We start from the raw sequence: 17,822 nt of genomic DNA, 5'->3' as shown, positions 1-17,822 counted from the left end.
CGACCGGATTCACGTGAGCGACGGAGGGCTGATCCCGATGGCCGATGGCGACAGTGCGGACCGAGCGGGCGGCGGCTCCGAGGACGAGTTCCGGGAGATGCTGCGGCAGTTCCTCTCGGGGAACGGCCCGGTCGACCCCTCGCAGCTCGCCGGAGCGGCAGGACTGCCGAACGACCCGGTGGCCCTGCAGAACCTGCTCTCGCAGCTGCAGAGCGCGATGCAGCAGAACGGCGACGGCGGCGTCAACTGGACGCTCTCGCTCGAGCAGGCGAAGCAGCTCGCGCGCGCCGAGTCCGCGCCGGTGTCCGACTCCGTGCGGGCTCCGATCGACGCGGCCTTCGGCGTCGCCGCGCTCTGGCTCGACGAGGTCGCGTACGTCTCCGAGCTGAGCCGCACGCCGCGCTCGATCAGCCGCCTCGAGTGGATCTCCCTGACGATGCCGGTCTGGACCCAGCTCGCCGAGCCGGTGGCGCTGAGCATCTCGGACGCGCTGACCCGCGTGCTCCGCGAGCAGGCCCCGGAGGAGATGCAGGCGATGATCGCCGGTGCCGAGGGCATGATGCGCGGGATCGGCGGCACCCTGTTCGCCCTGCAGCTGGGCCAGGTCGTCGGGCAGCTCGCCGCCGAGGTCGTCTCGGGCGGCGACATCGGCATCCCGCTGCTGGAGGAGAACGACGCGGCGATCCTGCCGCAGAACGTCGCCGCGTTCGGCGAGGGCCTCGACATCCCGCTGGACCAGGTGCAGCTGTACCTGGCGGTCCGCGAGCTCGCGCACGCCCGCCTCTTCCGGCACGGCAAGTGGCTCCGTCTCGCTCTCATCTCGCAGATCACCGACTTCGCGCGCGGGATCAGCATCGACACCACCCGCCTCGAGGAGCTGGCCGAGGGCTTCGACCCGTCGAACCCCGAGGAGCTCCGCGACGCGATGACCTCCGGCGCGCTCATCCCGCCGAAGACGGAGGAGCAGCTCGCCGCGCACGGCCGCCTCGAGACCGTCCTCGCCCTCATCGAGGGATGGGTCGACGTCGTCACCGCGGCGGCGACCACCCGCCTGCCCAGCGCCGGGGCGATCGCCGAGACGGTCCGCCGCCGCCGCGCCTCCGGCGGGCCGGCCGAATCCGCCTTCGCCACCCTCGTCGGCCTGGAGCTGCGCCCGCGCCGCCTCCGCGAGGCCGCCGCGATGTGGCAGGCCGTGACCGACGCCGTCGGGCCCGAGGCCCGCGACTCCCTCTGGTCGCACCCCGACCTGCTCCCCGGCTCGGAGGACCTGGACGACCCGAGCGCGCTCGTCGCCCGGCTCACGGCCGAGGCCCGCGGCGAGACCCCGGAGCCCGACGAGATGGACCGCGCGCTGGAGGACCTGCTGAACGGCGCGATGCCGCGCGAGGGCGACGGCGCCTCCGGAGACGCTCCGGACACGACCGACGACGCCGGCTCGCCGGACGACGACGACCGCGGCTCCTCCCCCACGGGCGACCGCCCCGTCTGACCCCCCGTCCGGCGCCCGCCTGTGGACAACTCGCGCGGCGCCGGGCCGGTCTCGGCCATGATCGCCGGATGGTGCTCCGGCTCGATCCCCGACTCCCTCTGCTCTGGCGCTCCGCGACCGCGGTGCAGCTCGGCCTCGACCGGCCGCACGCGGTCCTGGACGGCGTCGGCTACCCGGAGGAGCTGCTGCTCGACGCCCTCCGCGTGGGCACCAGCGCCGGCACCGTCCGCCTGATCGCGGCGCGCGCCGGAGCGAGCGAGGCGCGGGTCGACGAGGTGCTCGAGGCGCTCCGGCCGGTCCTGCTGCGCAGCGTCGAGCCCGGCCCTGCCCCGGCACCGCGGGTCGTCGTCGAGGGGACGGGCGCGGCACCGGACGCACTGCGCACGCTGCTCCGGAGCGAGGGCTGCTCGCTGCTCGCCGACGTCGGAACGCCGGACCTCGCCGTGCTGATCGCCGACTTCGCGGTAGCCCCCGCCCGCGCCGCGCACTGGCTCGCGGCCGACGTGCCGCACCTGGCGGTGGTGTTCGGCGACGAATCGGTGCGCCTCGGACCCCTGGTGGAGCCGGGGTCCGGACCGTGCCTGCACTGCGCCGAGCGGGACCGGATGGACCTCGACCCGGATCGCGCGCGCCTCGTGATCCAGGTGCTCGGCCGCTCAGCCCCCACCCGCACGCCGCTCGCGAGCGCCGCGATCGCCGTGGCGGCCGCCGACGCCGTGCTGCGGCGGCTGCTCGCGGGCTGGCGAGGGCTCCGCGGGGCCGAGCGGACCTACAGCGACGCCTCCGGAGCCTTCACCGTGCGGGAGCGGGAGCCGCACCCCGAGTGCGCGTGCCGAGCTCTTCGAGGAAGCGCGACGGCTCCCTCCGCGTGACGCGGCCGACCGTCGAGCGCGCCCACGAGAGGCGCAGGCGCCGGCGGGCCCGGGTGATGCCGACGTAGAGGAGGCGCCGCTCCTCGTCTATCGCCTCGAGGCCGGCGGCGTACGAGATCGGCAGCAGGCCCTCGGCGAGCCCCATCAGGTGCACCGACTCCCACTCGAGGCCCTTCGCCGAGTGCAGCGTGGCGAGGGTGACCGCGCCGCGGTCCGGCTCGTGGTGCACCTGCTGGCGTGCGATCAGGTCGTCGGTGAACTGCCGGAAGGTCCATCCGGCAGGGGCCTCGTCGACGAGGCGGGCCAGCGTGTCCAGCGACTCCCACCGGTCGCGCACCGCACCGGGCGCCGACGGGGGCTCGGCGCTCCAGCCGAGCGAGCGGAGGACGTCGCTCACCGACTTGAACAGCGGCTCGCCGCTGATCGACACGGACGCCGCGCGCAGCTGCATCACGGCCTGCTTGACCTCGGGGAGGTCGAAGAAGCGCTTGCCGCCGCGCATGTGCGCGCTCACTCCCCGCTCGTGCAGGGCGTGCTCGATGACCGCCGACTGGCTGTTGGTGCGGAAGAGGACCGCGATGTCGGAGGGGCGCACCCCCGCCTCGATGTCGGCCGCGACCCGCGCCGCGATCCCGCGCGCCTCCGCGATGTCGTCCGGGTAGGCGTCGATCGCGGGCTCCGGCGCCTCGGCGGCGGCGACGGCGTGGAGCGAGAGGGCGCCGGGCCTGCCCCGCATGAGGCGGTTCGCGGTCTGGACGATCGGCACGGCCGAGCGGTAGTTCTCCTCCAGACGAACCACGGTGGCGGCCGGCCAGCGGGACGGGAAGTCGAGGAGGTAGTCGGCCCGCGCACCCGCGAAGGAGTAGATGGTCTGGCTGGCGTCGCCGACGACGCAGAGGTCGCTCCGGTCGCCGAGCCAGAGCTCCAGGAGCCGCTGCTGCAGCGGCGAGACGTCCTGGTACTCGTCGACGACGAAGAAGCGGTACTGCTCGCGCACCTGCATCGCCATCGCGGGCTCGGACTCGAGCATCCCGGCGGTCACGAGCAGGACGTCCTCGAAGTCGATCTGGCGGCGCTGGTCCTTCAGCCCCTCGTACTCGTCCACGAGCGCGACCGTCTGCTCCAGGGTGAGCCGTCCGGGCAGGGGGCGCGTGCGGGCGGCGACGGCGTACTGCTCGAGCGAGAGGGCGGACACCTTCCGCCACTCGATCTCGGCCGAGAGGTCGCGGAGCGTCGCCGTGTCGAGCTTCAGGCGGAGCCGCTCGGCCGCGTGCCCGAGCAGGCGGGCCTTGCCGTCGAGCAGCTGGGGCATCGTGCCCCCCACCAGCTGCGGCCAGAAGTAGCCGAGCTGCGAGAGGGCGGCGGCGTGGAAGGTGCGGGCCTGGACACCGCCGGCGCCGAGCACCCGCAGGCGCGAGCGCAGCTCGGCCGCGGCGCGGCTGGTGAAGGTCAGGGCCATGACGCGACCGGGCGTGTAGACGCCGGTCACCACTCCGTGCGCGATGCGGTGCGTGATCGTCCGGGTCTTGCCCGTGCCCGCTCCCGCGAGGACGCAGACCGGCCCCAGCAGCGCCTCCGCCGCCTCGCGCTGCCCCTCGTCGAGTCCGTCGAGCAGGGTCACGCGATCGGGCCGTTCTCCAGCTCGCCTCCGTACCAGTCCTCGATCATCGCGCGGGCGATCGACGAGCGGCCGGGCAGCAGCACGGACTCGAGCGAGTCGTGCAGCTGCTGCCGGGTGAACCAGCGCAGCTCGACGATCTCCTCGCCGTCCGGGAGCAGATCCTCCGGGGACTGGTCCTCGGCGAGGCGGGCGGTGAAGCCGACCATGAGGGAGGCGGGGAAGGGCCAGGGCTGCGAGCCGAGGTACTGCGGGTCGACGACGCGCATGCCCGACTCCTCGCCGATCTCGCGGATCACGGCGGCCTCGAGCGACTCGCCCGGCTCGACGAAGCCGGCGAGCAGGGAGAAGCGGCCGGTGCCCCACATCGCGTTCGAGCCGAGGAGGAGGCGGTCGTCCGCGTCGAGGACGCAGACGATGATCGCCGGATCCGTGCGCGGGAAGACCTGGCTGCCGTCGGTGGGCGAGCGGCGGACCCAGCCGCCCTGCTCGACGACGGTCGGGTCGCCGTTGCGGGGCGAGTAGCCGTGCGAGGCGTGCCAGTTCGCGATGGCGAGCGCCTCGGTGAACAGGCCCGCGTCGCGGTCGCTCAGGCGCTCGGCGATCGGGCGCAGGCCGCTCCACCGCTCCTCGTCGGGCTCGAGCTCGGCGGCGGCCGCGTCGGTGAGGACGGTCGCGATGACGGGGGTTCCGACCGGCTCGCCGGGGGCCTCGGCGAGCGTGCGGCCGAGGTAGATCCGGAGGGTGCCGGCGGTCACGTCCTCGGGGCGGCGCAGGAGGAGGCGGTCGGCCTCGACCAGGGTCCGGTCGTGGTGCAGGACGAGCACGCGGGTGGCGGGATCGGCGAGCAGCTCGTCGAAGAGCGCGGGCCGCGAGCGTCCGACGCCGTCGCGGTCGGCCGCCTGTCGCGAGAGCGGGAGGCGATCGGCGAAGGGCAGTGACATCCGGGGCTCATTTCGTGACGGGGGCCGCGAGGACCGCTGTCGCGGGCCTTCGACGGCATCGGCGGGACAGCGCGTGGCGGCGGGCCGGCCGGGCACGAGCCGCCTACCCTGGAAACCATGGCCAGATCCCATCTCACTCTAGCCGCGCTGGCCACCTCGGCCGTCGAGGGCCTCGACGTCCGCTCCGCGCGCCCCTTCACGTCCTCGACGCACGGCGACTTCGACTCCGCCCTGCTGACGACGCGCGAGGGCGCCCGCCTCGTCGTGCGCGTGCCCACGTCCGCGCTCGCGGAGCAGGAGCAGCTCGGCGACCTCGTCGCGCTCCGGGCGCTGACCGCCGGCATCCGCAGCCGCCTGCCCTTCGATCTGCAGGAGAGCGTCGGGCAGACGCCGTTCGACGGCACCCGCGCGGTCGTCTACGAGTACCTCGAGGGAGATCGCGTCCTCATCGACGACGTGGCCACGCAGAGCGGGCTCGCGGACTCGATCGGCCGGGCCGTCGGGGCGATCCACTCGCTCCCGGTGTCGTTCGTCCAGGAGGCGGGCCTGCCGATCGCGACCGCGCGCGACAGCGTGAACGAGACGGTCGCGGTGATCGAGCGCGCGGCCGACACCGGCCACGTCCCGGCGGCGCTCGTCGCGCGCTGGGAGTCGGCCTCCTCGGACGAGGCGCTCTGGCAGTTCGACCCGACCGTGGTGAACGGCTCGATGACCGCCGACTCCTTCCTCCGCTCGGGCGACGTCGTCGCGGCCGTGCTCGGCTGGGCGGCGCTGCGGGTCGGCGACCCGGCGCGTGACCTGCACTGGCTGCTGAGCGCCCCGGGCTCCGAGACGGCGCTCTCCGCCTACTCCCGGATGCGCGCGGGAGCAGTGGACCGCACGATCCGCCAGCGCGCCCAGCTCTACGCCGAGCTCGAACTCGCCCGATGGCTGCTGCACGGCACCGAGACCGACGACTCCGCCATCGTGGACGACGCGGTCGCCATGCTGGACACGCTTGTGGACAGCGTGCTCGGCGACCTCTCCGCGCCCCTCTCGACCGACACCGGCCCGGTGCTGGCGGTCTCGGAGGTCGAGGAGCTGCTCAACCGCACGCCGGGAGCCCGCACGAGCTCCTCCGCTCACGGCCGCGGGCTCGCGCCCGTCGCCGAGGAGAGCGACTCCGCGAGCTCGCGCTCGGAGTAGAACCGCTCGGGCCGCAGCACGAGGTCGTCGGCGACGAAGTAGAACACGGCGTCGACGCTCTCGAGCGGCACTCCCCGCCAGCGCGAGTAGGCGAGCCGGTACAGCGCGAGCTGGAACTGCTTGAGCTCGAGGTCGGCGGCGTCCTTCGGCGCCCGCCCGGTCTTCCAGTCGACGATCTGCACGCCGTCCTCCGTCGGGTACACCGCGTCGAGCTTGCAGACGACGACGTGGCCGGCGAGCTGGAGGTGGATCTCGATCTCGACCGCCTCCGGGCGCCGGTCGGCCCACTCCGAGCGCTCGAACGTGGCGATCAGGGCGTCGAGCCGCTCCTGCTCTACGGACGCGGGGCCGGCGTCGTCGAGCTCGTCGGGGAAGGTGTCGACCGCCTCCGCCCCGCCCTGGACGCCGAAGCGGTTCTCGACCCAGGAGTGGAAGGTCGTGCCGAGCCGGGTCTGCCGGTAGGGGCGCTCCGGCATCGGCCGGCGCAGCTGCGCGGCGACCTCGTCCGGAGTGCTGACGATGTCCTTGAACCGGGAGGCGGGGATGCGGGTGGGCAGCGGCGTGCGCTCGCCCCCGGCCAGCCGCACCGCCCGCTCGGCGAGCAGCAGGCGGATGTCGTCGCCGCGCGCTCCGAGCAGAGCGGGCTCGGCGCTGCGGACCCGGGCGGCGGCGGCGCGGACCCGGTCGCCGCGGGAGCCGAGCGGATCGTGGGGCCAGCGGAACGTGCGCGGGGCCCGCTCGAGCGGGTTCTCCTCGTTCGCGGGCTCGGTCGGCAGCGGCGGGATCGTGCCGGCCTCCTCGAGGTCGCGGAGGAAGACGCCCGGTCCGCGCGGCTTGGCCTGGCCGGCCCACCACGAGCCGCTGAGCAGGAGGTGGTGACGCGCCCGCGTGACGGCCACGTAGGCGAGACGCCGCTCCTCCGCCTCGTTGCGCTCGCGGAGGGTGTCGCCGAACGCTCCGATCGCGTCGACGACCTCCTTCTGCGTGCTGCAGCCGCGCCAGGCGAGATCGGGGAGCTCGGCGGCGTCGCCGCGGAACGCGTAGGGCATCGCGCCCAGTCTGACCCACCCGCGGAAGCCCTCGACCGGCGTGCCGGGGAGCTCGCCGTCGACCATCCGCGGGACGGCGACGAGGTCCCACTCCAGACCCTTGGAGCCGTGGATCGTCAGCAGCTGCACCGTCCCCGGTTCCGGGTCCTCCGGTCGCGGGGCCAGGCCGTCGCGCTTGTCCGCGAGGACGAGCCAGCGGAGGAATCCGCGGAGAGAGGAGCCGGTGCCGGCGCCGCGGTCGTCCGTCTGCAGGTACCCGGCCACCGCCTCCCGGAAGGCCTCGAGGTTTTCGCGGCCGTCCCCGCGCGACTCGTTCGCCTCGACCTCGATGTCCAGGCCCAGCTCCTGCTCGACCAGGGTGACGAAGTCGAGGAGGTCGAGCCCGGCCCGGGCGCGCAGCCGGGCGAACAGGGTGCCCGCCTCGTGCAGGCGCCGCAGGCCCTCGGCGCTGAACCCGCCGAGCGCGGAGTGGTCGATCCGCCCGTCGTCGCCGGGGCGGCGCGCCGCGATGAAGTCGAGGGCCTCGACGATCGAGCCGCCCTCGCCCTCGGTGACGGACGCGCGCATCCGCTCGCGCACCTCCTCCGGGAGCAGCCGGTGCGCGTGGTCGCGCGCCGCGAGCCACGAGGCGAGGTCGCGCAGCGCCTTGAGGTCGCGGACGCCCAGACGCCAGCGGGCGCCGGCCAGGAGGCGGACGAGCTCGCTGCCGGCGGCCGGGTCCTCGACGACGGTGAGCGCGGCGACGAGGTCGGCGATCTCGGGCTGCCGCAGCAGGCCCCCGATGCCGAGGATGTGGTACCGGACGCCGTGCTTCGCCAGCGCGGCGGCGAAGCGGTCCATGTGCGCGCGCACCCGGAAGAGCACCGCGGCCGACGGCGGCTCGGCGTTCTCGCGCAGCCGCCCGGCGAACCAGGCGGCGACGTCGTCCGCCTCCTCCTCGATCGTCTCGGGGAAGGTGAGCTCGACCGGGTGCTCGGAGGCCTGAGGACCCGCGCTCAGCGTGTCGACCGCGACCGCGCTGCTCGCCGACAGCGGCTCCACGATCGCGTTCGCGGCGGTGAGCACACGGCGGCCGTTGCGCCAGCTCGTGCTGAGGGAGAAGCGGCCCGCTCCCCCGAAATCGGTGCCGAAGCGGCCGAGCCCCTCGGCGCTCGCACCGCGCCAGCCGTAGATCGACTGGTGAGGGTCGCCCACCGCCATCACTCCCTGCCCGGCGAAGAGCCGCGAGAGGAGGCGGGTCTGCAGCACGGAGGTGTCCTGGTACTCGTCGAGGAGCACCACCCGGTACCTCGCGCGGTGCTCGTCCACGATCCGCGGCACCCTGTCGACGATCCGCAGCGCGAGGGCCACCTGGTCCGAGAACTCGACGAAGCCGCGCTCGGCCTTCGCCTCCTGGAACCGCTCGGCGAGCGCCGTCAGCACCGGCAGCGCGCCCACGGCCTGCAGCGCCTTCTCGAGCTCGCGGTAGAGCCCCGAGCCGCTGCCTCCGCGCGGCAGCTCGCCCAGGCGGAGGAAGTCCTCGGCGAACGCGGCGACCGCGGCCGGATCGGCGAGGTTGTCGGCGAGGTCGTGCGCGAGCGAGACGACGAGGTCGGTCAGCCGGTCGATCCCCGCCTCCACCTCGAGGATGCGCGGATCGGCCGTGTCGGCCACGACTCCCCGCGCGAGATGCCAGGCGGAGGCCTCGGAGAGCACGGTCGCGTCCCCCTCGCGGCCGATCAGGGCGGCGTTGTCGCGGAAGATCGTGTTCGCGAAGGCGTTGTAGGTCGAGACGGTGGCGGCCTCGAACGGGTCGGGCGCCGACTGCCCGGGCGCGAGCGGGAGCAGGCCCGCCGCGCCGAGCTGGTCGATCCTCCGCCCGATGCGCTCGCCGAGCTCGGCCGCCGCCTTGCGGGTGAAGGTGAGGCCGAGCACCTCCGACGGCGCCGCGTGGCCGTTCGCGAGGAGCCAGAGGACGCGGTTCGCCATCGTCTCGGTCTTGCCGCTGCCGGCGCCGGCGACCACGAGGGCAGGCTCGAGCGGCGCCTCGATGACGGCGCGCTGCTCGGCGGTGGGCGGACGCAGGTCGAGGCGCTCGGCGATGGTCAGGGCGTCGATCACGGCAGCTCCTCCTCGGAGACGGCGGAGGGGTCGGGGTCGGCGGCGCCGGATGGATCGGCCGGCGCATCGGGATCCGGCTCCTCGGAGTCCTCCAGGTCCTCTGTCTCGTCGACCTCGTCGATCGCCAGGAGGCCGTCCCCCGGGACTTCGGGTACCGCGTGGATGCGGTACCGCAGGGCGTCGCCGGGGGAGAACGGGGTCGCGTCGAGCAGGCCCGAGAAGCCCGCCGCCGCCATGCCCAGGGCCGCGGCGCGGACGCGCTCGCGCAGCCGCTCCAGCTCCTCCTCGCCGAAGCGCTCCTGGACCACCTCGCGGTACGGCTTCCCGCGCACGCCCGTCGCCACGAAGAGCAGCTTCGCGCCTCCCCCGTCGGCCGGGTCGGCCGCCTCGATCGCCCCTTCGGCGACGGCGAGCTGATAGCTGCCCAGCTGCGCGTGCTCGGCGATGTCGTCCTTGCGGGGAGTGCTGCGGCCCGTCTTGAGATCGACGATCGTGACGGAGCCGTCGGCCGCGCGCTCGACGCGGTCGATCGAGCCGCGCACCCGGGCGGGCGGGACGTCGAGCTCGAACTGCTGCTCGCGGCCGAGCACCACGCCTCCCCCGCGCTCGAAGTCGGCGAGGTAGCCCGCGAGGCCGTCGATCAGCCGCCGTGTGACGCGCTTCTGCCGCTCCCCCAGCCAGGGCGACTCGAAGACCAGCTCGGGCCACCGCGACTCGAGAGCCGCCCACAGCTCCTGCGGATCGGGCCGCTCGGCGTTCTCGAGGACCCAGTGCACGAGGGTGCCGACCCCCATCGCCGTGCTCGTCGTGGAGCCGGAGACGGCGTCGACGAACCAGTCCAGAGGAGACCGCTCGAAGGCCTCGAGCCGGCTCGGCGAGACGGAGACGGGCCGCTCGGGGTCGCCGACGTCGAAGAGCGGCTCCGTGGTCGAGGGCTCGAGCACCCCGGACCAGGAGGAGGGGTCGGCGCCGGGGACCTCCGCGAGCGCCAGGGCGCTGAGCCCTCGGATGGCGGCGGGAGCCTCGGTCGAGTCCGGTGTGGTGGCGGTCCGGCGCAGCGCCGCCACCGCCCCGCGCAGCGTGAGCGGCACCGCGGAGGCCGGATCGAGCCGCGGCGCGTCCGGCGGGGTGAGCCGGAAGAAGAGGGAGGGCGTCTCGTCCTCGCCCGCGACGGCGCTGAGCACCAGCTGCCGCCGAGCGCGCGAGGCGGCCAGTACGAACATCCGGAGCTCGTCGTCGAGAGTGGCCTTGCGGGCGTCGAGCGGCAGTCCGCCCTCGCCGCGGGCGTGCCGCAGCAGGCCGTCCGGATCGAGCAGCGAGCCGCGCTGGCGGAGGTTGGGCCAGACGCCGTCCTGCAGCCGCGCCACCACCACGACGTCGAACTCCAGGCCGACGACCGAGGAGGGCGTGCCGATGAGGACCGCGTCCTCGACGGAGCGCGGAGCGAGAGTGTCCTCGGGCACCTCCGCCTCGAGGATCTCGGTGACGAAGCCGACCGCGGAGTGCCCGGTCGCCCGCTCCACGAACCGGCGCGCGGCGCTGAAGAGGGCGACCACGCCGTCGAGGTTGCGGTTGGCCTCGGCGGCGGTCAGGCCGGTGCCGAGGGCGAGCTCGCGCCAGGAGGACGCGACGCGGCTGGACTCCCACGCCGACCACAGGAGCTCCTCGATCGAGCCCCCCTCCTCGTGCAGGCGGCGGACCCGGTCGATCGTCACGGCCAGCCGCTCGGCCTGCCGGGCGGGAGCGGAGTCGATGGTCGCGAATCGGCCGGGCGCGGCGAGGGCCTCGACCAGCAGCGGGTCGCTCGCGCGGATGCCGCCGCCGGCCAGCTCCTCCGCCCGGAGCGCGAGCCGGAGCCTGCGCAGCCCCAGCCGGTCGACCCCGCCGAAAGGGCCGAGCAGCAGCTCCGCCGCGAGCTCCGCATCGAGGGGCCGCTCGCCGATCGCGACGCCGACCAGCACGAGCAGCGCCCGGGCCGCGTGATCGTCGCGCAGCGCCCGTCCGGCGAGCACGGAGCGGGTCGGCACCTCCGCCACCGCGAGCGCCTTCACCAGCGGCTGGACCGCGGCTCCGGAGCGGACGACGACCGCCATCCGCCGCCACGCCACTCCGTCGCGCAGCCGCCGCTCGCGCAGCAGCCGCGCCACCGTCGCCGCCTCGCGCGCCGCCGTCGGGGCGTGCAGCACCAGGACGGGCGCCGGGCCCGCCTCGGGGGCCGGAGCCGCGACCGCCGCCCGCTGCCGGCCGGCCGCCGCGGTGCCGATCCGCTCGGTGGCCGCCGACACGACCGCCCGCAGCGCGGCCGAGTGGCGGTGCACCCGAGCGAGCACCAGCGTCTCGACGTCGGACGCGCCGATGCTCGCGGCGAACCGGCCGAGCGTGTCGGAGGCCGCGCCGCGGTAGGCACTGGTCGCCACGTCCGGGTCGCCCAGCGCGATCACGGTCACCCCGCGCTCCGTCAGCGCCCGCAGCAGCACGAGCGTCGACTCGCTCGCCTCCTGGAGGTCGTCGACGACGACGAGGCGCAGCGCGTCGATCCGCTCGCCGCCCTCGCCGGCGCGGATCGCCTCGGCCGCATAGGCCGCGAACTCCGCCGCGTCCAGGCGGGTCCCCGCCTGGGGCGCCATCCACTCGACCACCTCGCGCAGCTCGTCGAGCACGTCGGCCGCCGCGCTCCACTCGCCGCGCTCGGCGTCGACCCCGAGGGCGCGGATCGCGTCCGAGTCGAGCCCGTGCTCGGTCGCCCGCATCCCGAACTCGCGGAGCTCGGTCCGGAAGGTCCGGAGCCGCAGCACCTCGGGGCTGAACTCCTCCGGCCACCGCGGGCCGGTCCCCTCCTCGAGGTGGCCCTCGACGAGCTCCGAGAGGAGGGCGTCCTGCTCGCCGCCGGTCAGGAGGGTCGGCCGCTCGAGGCCGCGCTCCTTGGCGGAGGAGGTGACCGCCTCGAACGCGAGCGAGGTCGCGGTCCGGGCGAGCGGGCCCCGGGTCGGCACTCCCAGCCGCAGGGCGAGCACGTCGCGCAGGGCGGTGGCGGCGGTGCGGCTGGCCGCGAGCACCACGACCGACTCGGGCGGGTACCCCCGCTCGAGGACGCGCTCGGCGACCAGCTCGACGACCGTCGTGGTCTTGCCCGTCCCCGGCGCCCCGAGCACGGCGGCGCTGCGGCCCTCGGGCAGCGCGAGCACCGCGCGCTGGGAGTCGTCCAGCACGACCGCGGGCTCGCCCGGGAGCGCCTCGCCGACGGAGGCTGCGGTGGAGGGAGCGGGGGTCGCGGGAGCGGTCACACGACCACGGTAGCCACCGGGTCCGACACTCCCGCCCGTCCCCGCCGGGGAGCCCCGGCCGCCCGCTCCGCTCACCGCGAAACCGGCGCGGTCGTCCGAGCACGGTCCCGTATCCTGACACCCTCGTCCCCTCCCGAAAGGCACTGCTGGTGGAAATCCGTATTGGAATGGTCAACACCCCGCGCGAGCTCAACTTCGAGTCGTCGATGTCCGTGACCGAGGTCGAGAAGACGGTGACCACCGCTCTCGAGGCCGGCACCGCCGTCCTCCGCCTCCGCGACGAGAAGGGCAAGATCTACATCGTCCCGACCGCCACCATCGCCTTCGTCGAGGTCGGCTCCGAGGAGTCGCGCCGCGTCGGCTTCGTCGCCTAGAGCGTCCCGGGCGGACACGTCGTGGAGCTCCTCTTCATCACCCTGTTCGGGGTCCTGATCGGTCTCGCCGCGCGCTACGGGCTGCCGCACCGGCACCTGCACGGCTCCGTGCTGGTCCCGGCGATCGGCGGCCTCGTCGCCGCAGTCGTCTGGGTCGCACTGACCTGGGCGGGCCTGCCGTGGGACGGCGGCCTGATCTGGGTCCTGTCCCTCGTCGCGACCGCCGTGGTCGTCGTCCCGGTCGGCCTCTCGCTCGGGCGCAGCCGCGCCCGCCGCGACGAGGCCTCCCTGCAGGCGATGCTCTCGGGACGCGTCGCCCCCTGATCCGAGCCGGAGGCGCGGGAGTCCTCGGACTTCCGCGCCTCCGTCGTTCCGGATTCCGGGGCAGTGCGACGCCGGGAACCGTCAGGCCGTGAGCCCCAGCGCGTCCATCCGGCGCGTGTGCGAGGCGATGAGCTCGGTGAACACCGGCTCGATCCGCGACTCGTCGGAGTCGTGGTTGCCCGACCCCATCAGCGCGGAGCGCGCCACGAGGAGGGTGTCGCCCACCAGGCGGCGGCCCCAGACGGCCAGGCGCGAGCCCAGGCGCTCGTCCGCGGCGATCTCGCGGCGGAGGATCGCGATCACGCCGTCGACGCCCGTGTCCGCGCCGAGCGTCTGCGCGATGCGCGGCCCCACGTCGGTGGGCAGCCCGCCGGTGAGGCGGATGAAGAAGTCGTCGAGCAGGCCCGCCGTGATGTACGCCGAGAGCAGCGTCTCGTGGAGGTCCGCACCGCGGGTGAGCCGCTCGAAGGTGTCGATCGCGGGGCGGAACGGAGTCATGGCCTCGCCGGGCTCCACGTCGCGGCGGCGCAGCTCGGCGACGACCGCGTGGTGCTTCGCGAGCGCCGTGCCGGCGGCGGAGGAGATGGCCTCCTTGTCCGCGAGGTCGTCGGTCTCGGCGACGGCGCGCGCCAGCACCTCGAACACCGCGAGCTGGAGGTAGGCGACCTGGCCGAGGTAGGGCAGCACCTCGGGGGTGAGGTCGGCGAGGTCGACGCGGTCGCGCTTCTGGCTCGACTCCCCGCGGGGCGTCAGGCGGGGCACCTCGAGCAGGGGACGTCGACGTCGGAACCAGGCAGCCATTTCCTCAGCATAGGGCGCCGGAGGAGCGGGGTTCCGGGGCCGGCGGGGCCGGGAGCAGTAGACTCGCCGGGATGTCACCGGCGCTGGATCGGTGACCCTGCGCCCGGAGTCGTACAGGGGCGTAGACCGTTCGACACGACAGGCGCTTCACTCCGTGACTTTCTCCGATCTGAACATCGACGACGACATCGTCGCCGCACTCGCCGCCAAGGGCATCCTCGAGCCGTTCCCCATCCAGGAGCAGACGATCCCCCTGGCCCTGCAGAAGCAGGACATCATCGGCCAGGCCAAGACCGGCACCGGCAAGACCTTCGGCTTCGGCCTCCCCCTCATCCAGGCCCTCGGCACCGACCCGGAGCCGGGCGTCAAGGCGCTCATCGTCGTCCCGACCCGCGAGCTCGCCGTGCAGGTCACCGAGGACATCGAGCTGGCCGCCTCCAACCGGCCGACCAAGATCGTCTCGATCTACGGCGGCAAGGCCTACGAGGGCCAGATCGAGCAGCTGAAGGCCGGCGCGCAGATCGTCGTCGGCACCCCCGGCCGCCTCCTCGACCTCGCCGGGCAGCGCCTGCTCTCGCTCGCCAACGTGCAGGTGATGGTCCTCGACGAGGCCGACAAGATGCTCGACCTGGGCTTCCTCTCGGACATCGAGAAGCTGTTCGCGCAGACGCCGCCCACCCGCCACACCATGCTCTTCTCGGCGACGATGCCGGGCGCGATCGTCGCGCTCGCGCGCCGCTTCATGAACAAGCCCATCCACATCCGCGCGACCGACCCCGACGAGGGCATCACGCAGGCGAACATCAAGCACATCGTCTACCGGGCGCACTCGCTCGACAAGGACGAGGTCATCGCGCGCATCCTGCAGTCCGAGGGCCGCGGCAAGACCGTCATCTTCACCCGCACGAAGCGCGCCGCGGCCCGCATCGTCGAGGAGCTCAACGACCGCGGCTTCAACGCGGCGGCCGTGCACGGAGACCTCAACCAGGAGCAGCGCGAGCGCGCGATGGCGGCGTTCAAGGCCGGCAAGAAGGACATCCTGATCGCCACCGACGTCGCCGCGCGCGGCATCGACGTGAACGACGTCACCCACGTGATCAACCACACGATCCCGGACGACGACCAGACCTACCTGCACCGCGTCGGCCGCACCGGGCGCGCGGGCAAGACCGGCATCGCGGTGACCTTCGTCGACTGGGAGGACCTGCACAAGTGGGCCCTCATCAACCGGGCGCTGGAGTTCGGCCAGCCCGACCCGGTCGAGACCTACTCGTCGTCGCCGCACCTCTACACCGACCTCGACATCCCCGCGGGGACCAAGGGACGGCTGAAGCCGACCCCGATCCCCGCCGAGGCGAAGGCCGACGCGCGCCCGGACCGGGGCGAGCGCTCCGACCGCGGCGAGCGCTCCGAGCGGGGCGACCGGCCGCCGCGTCGCCGCACCCGCTCCGACTCCGCCGACTCGACCGCTCCGCAGCAGACCGGCCCCGCTCCCTCGAGCGAGAGCAAGGAGCACCACGACGGCAACAGCGAGCCGCGCCGCCGCACCCGGTCGCGCCGCCGCTCGCCGCGCCCCGACGCGCAGGCCTGAGCCTCCGCGCCCCGAGCCCGTCCCCCCGCGATCCGTCGCGGGAGGGCGGGCTCTCGGCGTCTCAGCGGCTCTCCCGCGACTCAGCGGGGTCCCCACGCGACTCAGCGGATCTCCGCCCCTCAGCGGTCACGGTGATCCGGCGGCTCTCCGCCTGTCAGCGGCTCTCCGCGACTCAGCGGGCGGAGGAGCGGATCGAGTCGACGGTCGCGCGCGCAGTCGTGTTCTCGCCCAGGCGGTTGGGCTTGCCCGTGCCGTGGTAGTCGCTCGAGCCCGTGGTGACGAGCGAGTACTGCTCGGCGAGCTCGCGCAGGCGGCGCTTGCCGTCGGCCGTGTTCTCGCGGTGCTCGACCTCGAGGCCGAACAGGCCGGCGTCGACGAGCTGCGGGAGGATCGACTCGACCGCGATCCCGCGGGCGCTCGCGGCCGGGTGCGCGATGACCGGGACCCCGCCCGCCGCGCGGACCAGGCGCACGGCGTCGACCGGGTCGGGCGCGTAGTGCGGGCGATAGTAGCCGCCGCGCCAGTCGAGGATCCCCGCGAAGGCCGCGGAGCGGTCGGTGGCCAGGCCGCGGGCGACGAGCGCGTCGGCGATGTGCGGACGCCCGATGGTCGTGCCCGGGCTGGTCTGGGCGAGGACGTCGTCCCAGGTGAGGTCGTAGTCGGCCGCGATCGCGGTGACGATCGCCTCCGCGCGGTGCGTGCGGGCCGAGCGGATGCGCGCGGTCTCGGCCACGAGCCCCGGATCCGCCGGATCGACGAGGTACGCGAGGACGTGGACGCTGGCCCAGCCGACGCGGGAGGAGAGCTCCATGCCGGGCAGCAGGTCGATGCCCGCCTCCTCGGCCGCGGCGAGCGCCTCGGCCCAGCCGCCGGTCGTGTCGTGGTCGGTGAGCGCCACTCCGGCGAGCCCGGCCGCGGCCGCGGCCCGCACCAGGACGGCCGGAGCCTCGGTGCCGTCGGAGACGACGGAGTGGGTGTGGAGGTCGTAACGGCCCCCGTCGACATGCATGCGCTCATCGTAGACGCGCCGCCTGCGAGCCCTCCGATGCCCTAGTAGCCTGGGCGGCGATGGGGACGAGACTGGTGAAGACCGCGGTGGCGGTGATCGTGGCGATCGCTCTGCTGGTGGTCGCGGCGCCCGGCTTCTTCGGGATCGCCCGGGAGGCCCCCTTCGCCCAGCTGGTGCCGTTCCGGCTCGCGACGGGCGCGGCGGCCGTCGGGCTCGCCGCTGTCCTGGTCGTGATCGCGGTCCTCGTCGCTCCGGTCAGGCGCCTCGCGCTGGCCCTCGCGGCGCTCGGCGTCGTCTTCGCGCTCGTGCTCGCGGGAGTGCAGGGAGGGCGGGGCTACGACTCCGCCGCTCCGCGCGCCCACCGCCTCGCCGACGTGCGCCTCGCGACCTGGAACGTGCTGCACGACGGCGTGCCCGTCGACACGATCGCCTCGCTCGCCCGGGAGAGCGCGGTCGACGGCATCGCCCTCCTCGAGGTCTCGCAGACGCACGCGCAGGACGTCGTGAACGCGCTCAGCGCCCAGGGGATGTCGATGACCCTCCACTACGCCGGGTCGGGCGCCGACGACGGGGCGGCCCTGCTGCTCTCCCCCTCGCTCGGCGGCTACAGCGTCGACACCGCCGCGGTCGTCACCGGATCGACACCGTCCCTCGTCGCACGCCCCGACACTCCCGAGCGCCCCGTCCTCGCCGCGGTGCACACCATGGCGCCGATCCCCTCGCGCCTCGCGGAGTGGCGGAGCGATCTGCTCTCGGTCTCCGCGCTCTGCTCCGCGGAGGAGGACGTCGTGGTCCTCGGCGATCTGAACTCCACGGTCGACCACTGGACCGGGCTGCCGGGCTCGGCCGCGCTGGGCGGCTGCCGCGACGCGGGGACCGTCGCGGGCGGCGCCGCCCTGGGCACCTGGCCGTCCTCGGTCCCGCCCGCGCTCGGCGCCCCGATCGACCACGTCCTCTTCTCCGGACGCTGGGAGGTCTCGGGCTACCAGGTCGTCGACGACCGCGACGACGCCGGGAGCGACCACCGGCCGCTGGTCGTCCAGCTCTCGGTCCGCGGGATGGTGAAGGACGCGTCCTGACGCTCCTCCCCGGCGCCGACTCCCCGTCCTCCTCCCCCGCCCGGCCCGTGGCGGCCCCCGCGGCCGTGCGGAGGAGGACAATGGGATCCATGACGAACACGGA

The 17,822-nt window shown here is 74.6% G+C and carries 13 protein-coding genes; 7 read left to right on the top strand and 6 right to left on the bottom strand.

The window, feature by feature from the left end:
* Positions 1 to 37: 37 nt before the first annotated feature.
* Both C5C55_RS05395 and C5C55_RS05390 read left to right on the top strand, forming a co-directional pair.
* Complete coding sequence (locus C5C55_RS05395; RefSeq protein WP_104233291.1) at positions 38 to 1,489, top strand: zinc-dependent metalloprotease; 1,452 nt, start codon at positions 38 to 40, stop codon at positions 1,487 to 1,489.
* Between the two features lie 68 nt (positions 1,490 to 1,557).
* Positions 1,558 to 2,361 carry a hypothetical protein gene (locus C5C55_RS05390; RefSeq protein ID WP_104233182.1) on the top strand — a complete coding sequence of 268 codons (804 nt, stop codon included), beginning with the start codon at positions 1,558 to 1,560 and terminating at the stop codon, positions 2,359 to 2,361.
* On the opposite strand, the gene C5C55_RS05385 is transcribed toward C5C55_RS05390, so the two are convergent.
* A complete protein-coding gene (locus C5C55_RS05385; protein ID WP_104233181.1) occupies positions 2,282 to 3,982 on the bottom strand; it encodes an ATP-dependent helicase in 1,701 nt (566 codons plus the stop codon). The two genes, C5C55_RS05390 and C5C55_RS05385, sit on opposite strands and share 80 nt — an antisense overlap.
* On the bottom strand, positions 3,979 to 4,923 hold the full coding sequence (nudC, locus tag C5C55_RS05380; protein ID WP_104233180.1) for an NAD(+) diphosphatase: 945 nt from the start codon (positions 4,921 to 4,923) through the stop codon (positions 3,979 to 3,981). Before nudC ends, C5C55_RS05385 begins: the two co-directional genes overlap by 4 nt.
* 117 nt (positions 4,924 to 5,040) lie before the next feature.
* Here nudC and C5C55_RS05375 point away from each other — a divergent pair, with 117 nt between their 5' ends.
* The gene (locus tag C5C55_RS05375; RefSeq protein WP_104233179.1) at positions 5,041 to 6,108 is read left to right on the top strand and encodes a phosphotransferase; all 1,068 of its coding nucleotides are present in this window, start codon (positions 5,041 to 5,043) and stop codon (positions 6,106 to 6,108) included.
* Here C5C55_RS05375 and C5C55_RS05370 read toward each other — a convergent pair.
* Positions 6,045 to 9,257, bottom strand: coding sequence for an ATP-dependent DNA helicase (locus C5C55_RS05370; RefSeq protein ID WP_104233178.1), 3,213 nt, complete (start codon positions 9,255 to 9,257; stop codon positions 6,045 to 6,047). The two genes, C5C55_RS05375 and C5C55_RS05370, sit on opposite strands and share 64 nt — an antisense overlap.
* Positions 9,254 to 12,541 (bottom strand): ATP-dependent DNA helicase, encoded by a 3,288-nt coding sequence (locus tag C5C55_RS05365; RefSeq protein ID WP_104233177.1) that lies wholly within the window; start codon positions 12,539 to 12,541, stop codon positions 9,254 to 9,256. Before C5C55_RS05365 ends, C5C55_RS05370 begins: the two co-directional genes overlap by 4 nt.
* 149 nt (positions 12,542 to 12,690) lie before the next feature.
* On the opposite strand from C5C55_RS05365, the gene C5C55_RS05360 reads away from it, so the two are divergent.
* Together C5C55_RS05360 and C5C55_RS05355 are read left to right on the top strand one after the other, a co-directional pair.
* On the top strand, positions 12,691 to 12,915 hold the full coding sequence (locus tag C5C55_RS05360) for a DUF3107 domain-containing protein (protein WP_104224841.1): 225 nt from the start codon (positions 12,691 to 12,693) through the stop codon (positions 12,913 to 12,915).
* Positions 12,916 to 12,936: 21 nt separating this feature from the next.
* Positions 12,937 to 13,239: a hypothetical protein gene (locus C5C55_RS05355; protein WP_104226942.1), complete on the top strand. Its 303-nt coding sequence runs from the start codon at positions 12,937 to 12,939 to the stop codon at positions 13,237 to 13,239.
* 81 nt (positions 13,240 to 13,320) lie between these two features.
* Here the strand turns inward: C5C55_RS05355 and C5C55_RS05350 are convergent, their stop codons facing one another.
* Complete coding sequence (locus C5C55_RS05350) at positions 13,321 to 14,040, bottom strand: ferritin-like fold-containing protein (protein ID WP_104224843.1); 720 nt, start codon at positions 14,038 to 14,040, stop codon at positions 13,321 to 13,323.
* Between the two features lie 154 nt (positions 14,041 to 14,194).
* Between C5C55_RS05350 and C5C55_RS05345 the strand changes: the two genes are divergently transcribed.
* Complete coding sequence (locus C5C55_RS05345) at positions 14,195 to 15,631, top strand: DEAD/DEAH box helicase (RefSeq protein ID WP_104224844.1); 1,437 nt, start codon at positions 14,195 to 14,197, stop codon at positions 15,629 to 15,631.
* Positions 15,632 to 15,803: 172 nt separating this feature from the next.
* On the opposite strand, the gene C5C55_RS05340 is transcribed toward C5C55_RS05345, so the two are convergent.
* Positions 15,804 to 16,640 (bottom strand): PHP domain-containing protein, encoded by an 837-nt coding sequence (locus C5C55_RS05340; RefSeq protein ID WP_104233176.1) that lies wholly within the window; start codon positions 16,638 to 16,640, stop codon positions 15,804 to 15,806.
* A 59-nt stretch (positions 16,641 to 16,699) separates the two neighbouring features.
* Here C5C55_RS05340 and C5C55_RS05335 point away from each other — a divergent pair, with 59 nt between their 5' ends.
* Positions 16,700 to 17,719 carry an endonuclease/exonuclease/phosphatase family protein gene (locus C5C55_RS05335; RefSeq protein ID WP_146080893.1) on the top strand — a complete coding sequence of 340 codons (1,020 nt, stop codon included), beginning with the start codon at positions 16,700 to 16,702 and terminating at the stop codon, positions 17,717 to 17,719.
* Positions 17,720 to 17,822: the final 103 nt, after the last annotated feature.

Source organism: Rathayibacter sp. AY1C2 (assembly GCF_002931195.1).
Lineage (GTDB): Bacteria > Actinomycetota > Actinomycetes > Actinomycetales > Microbacteriaceae > Rathayibacter.
Note: the sequence above shows the minus strand (reverse complement) of the source record. Positions and strands in the feature narration are given on the sequence as shown.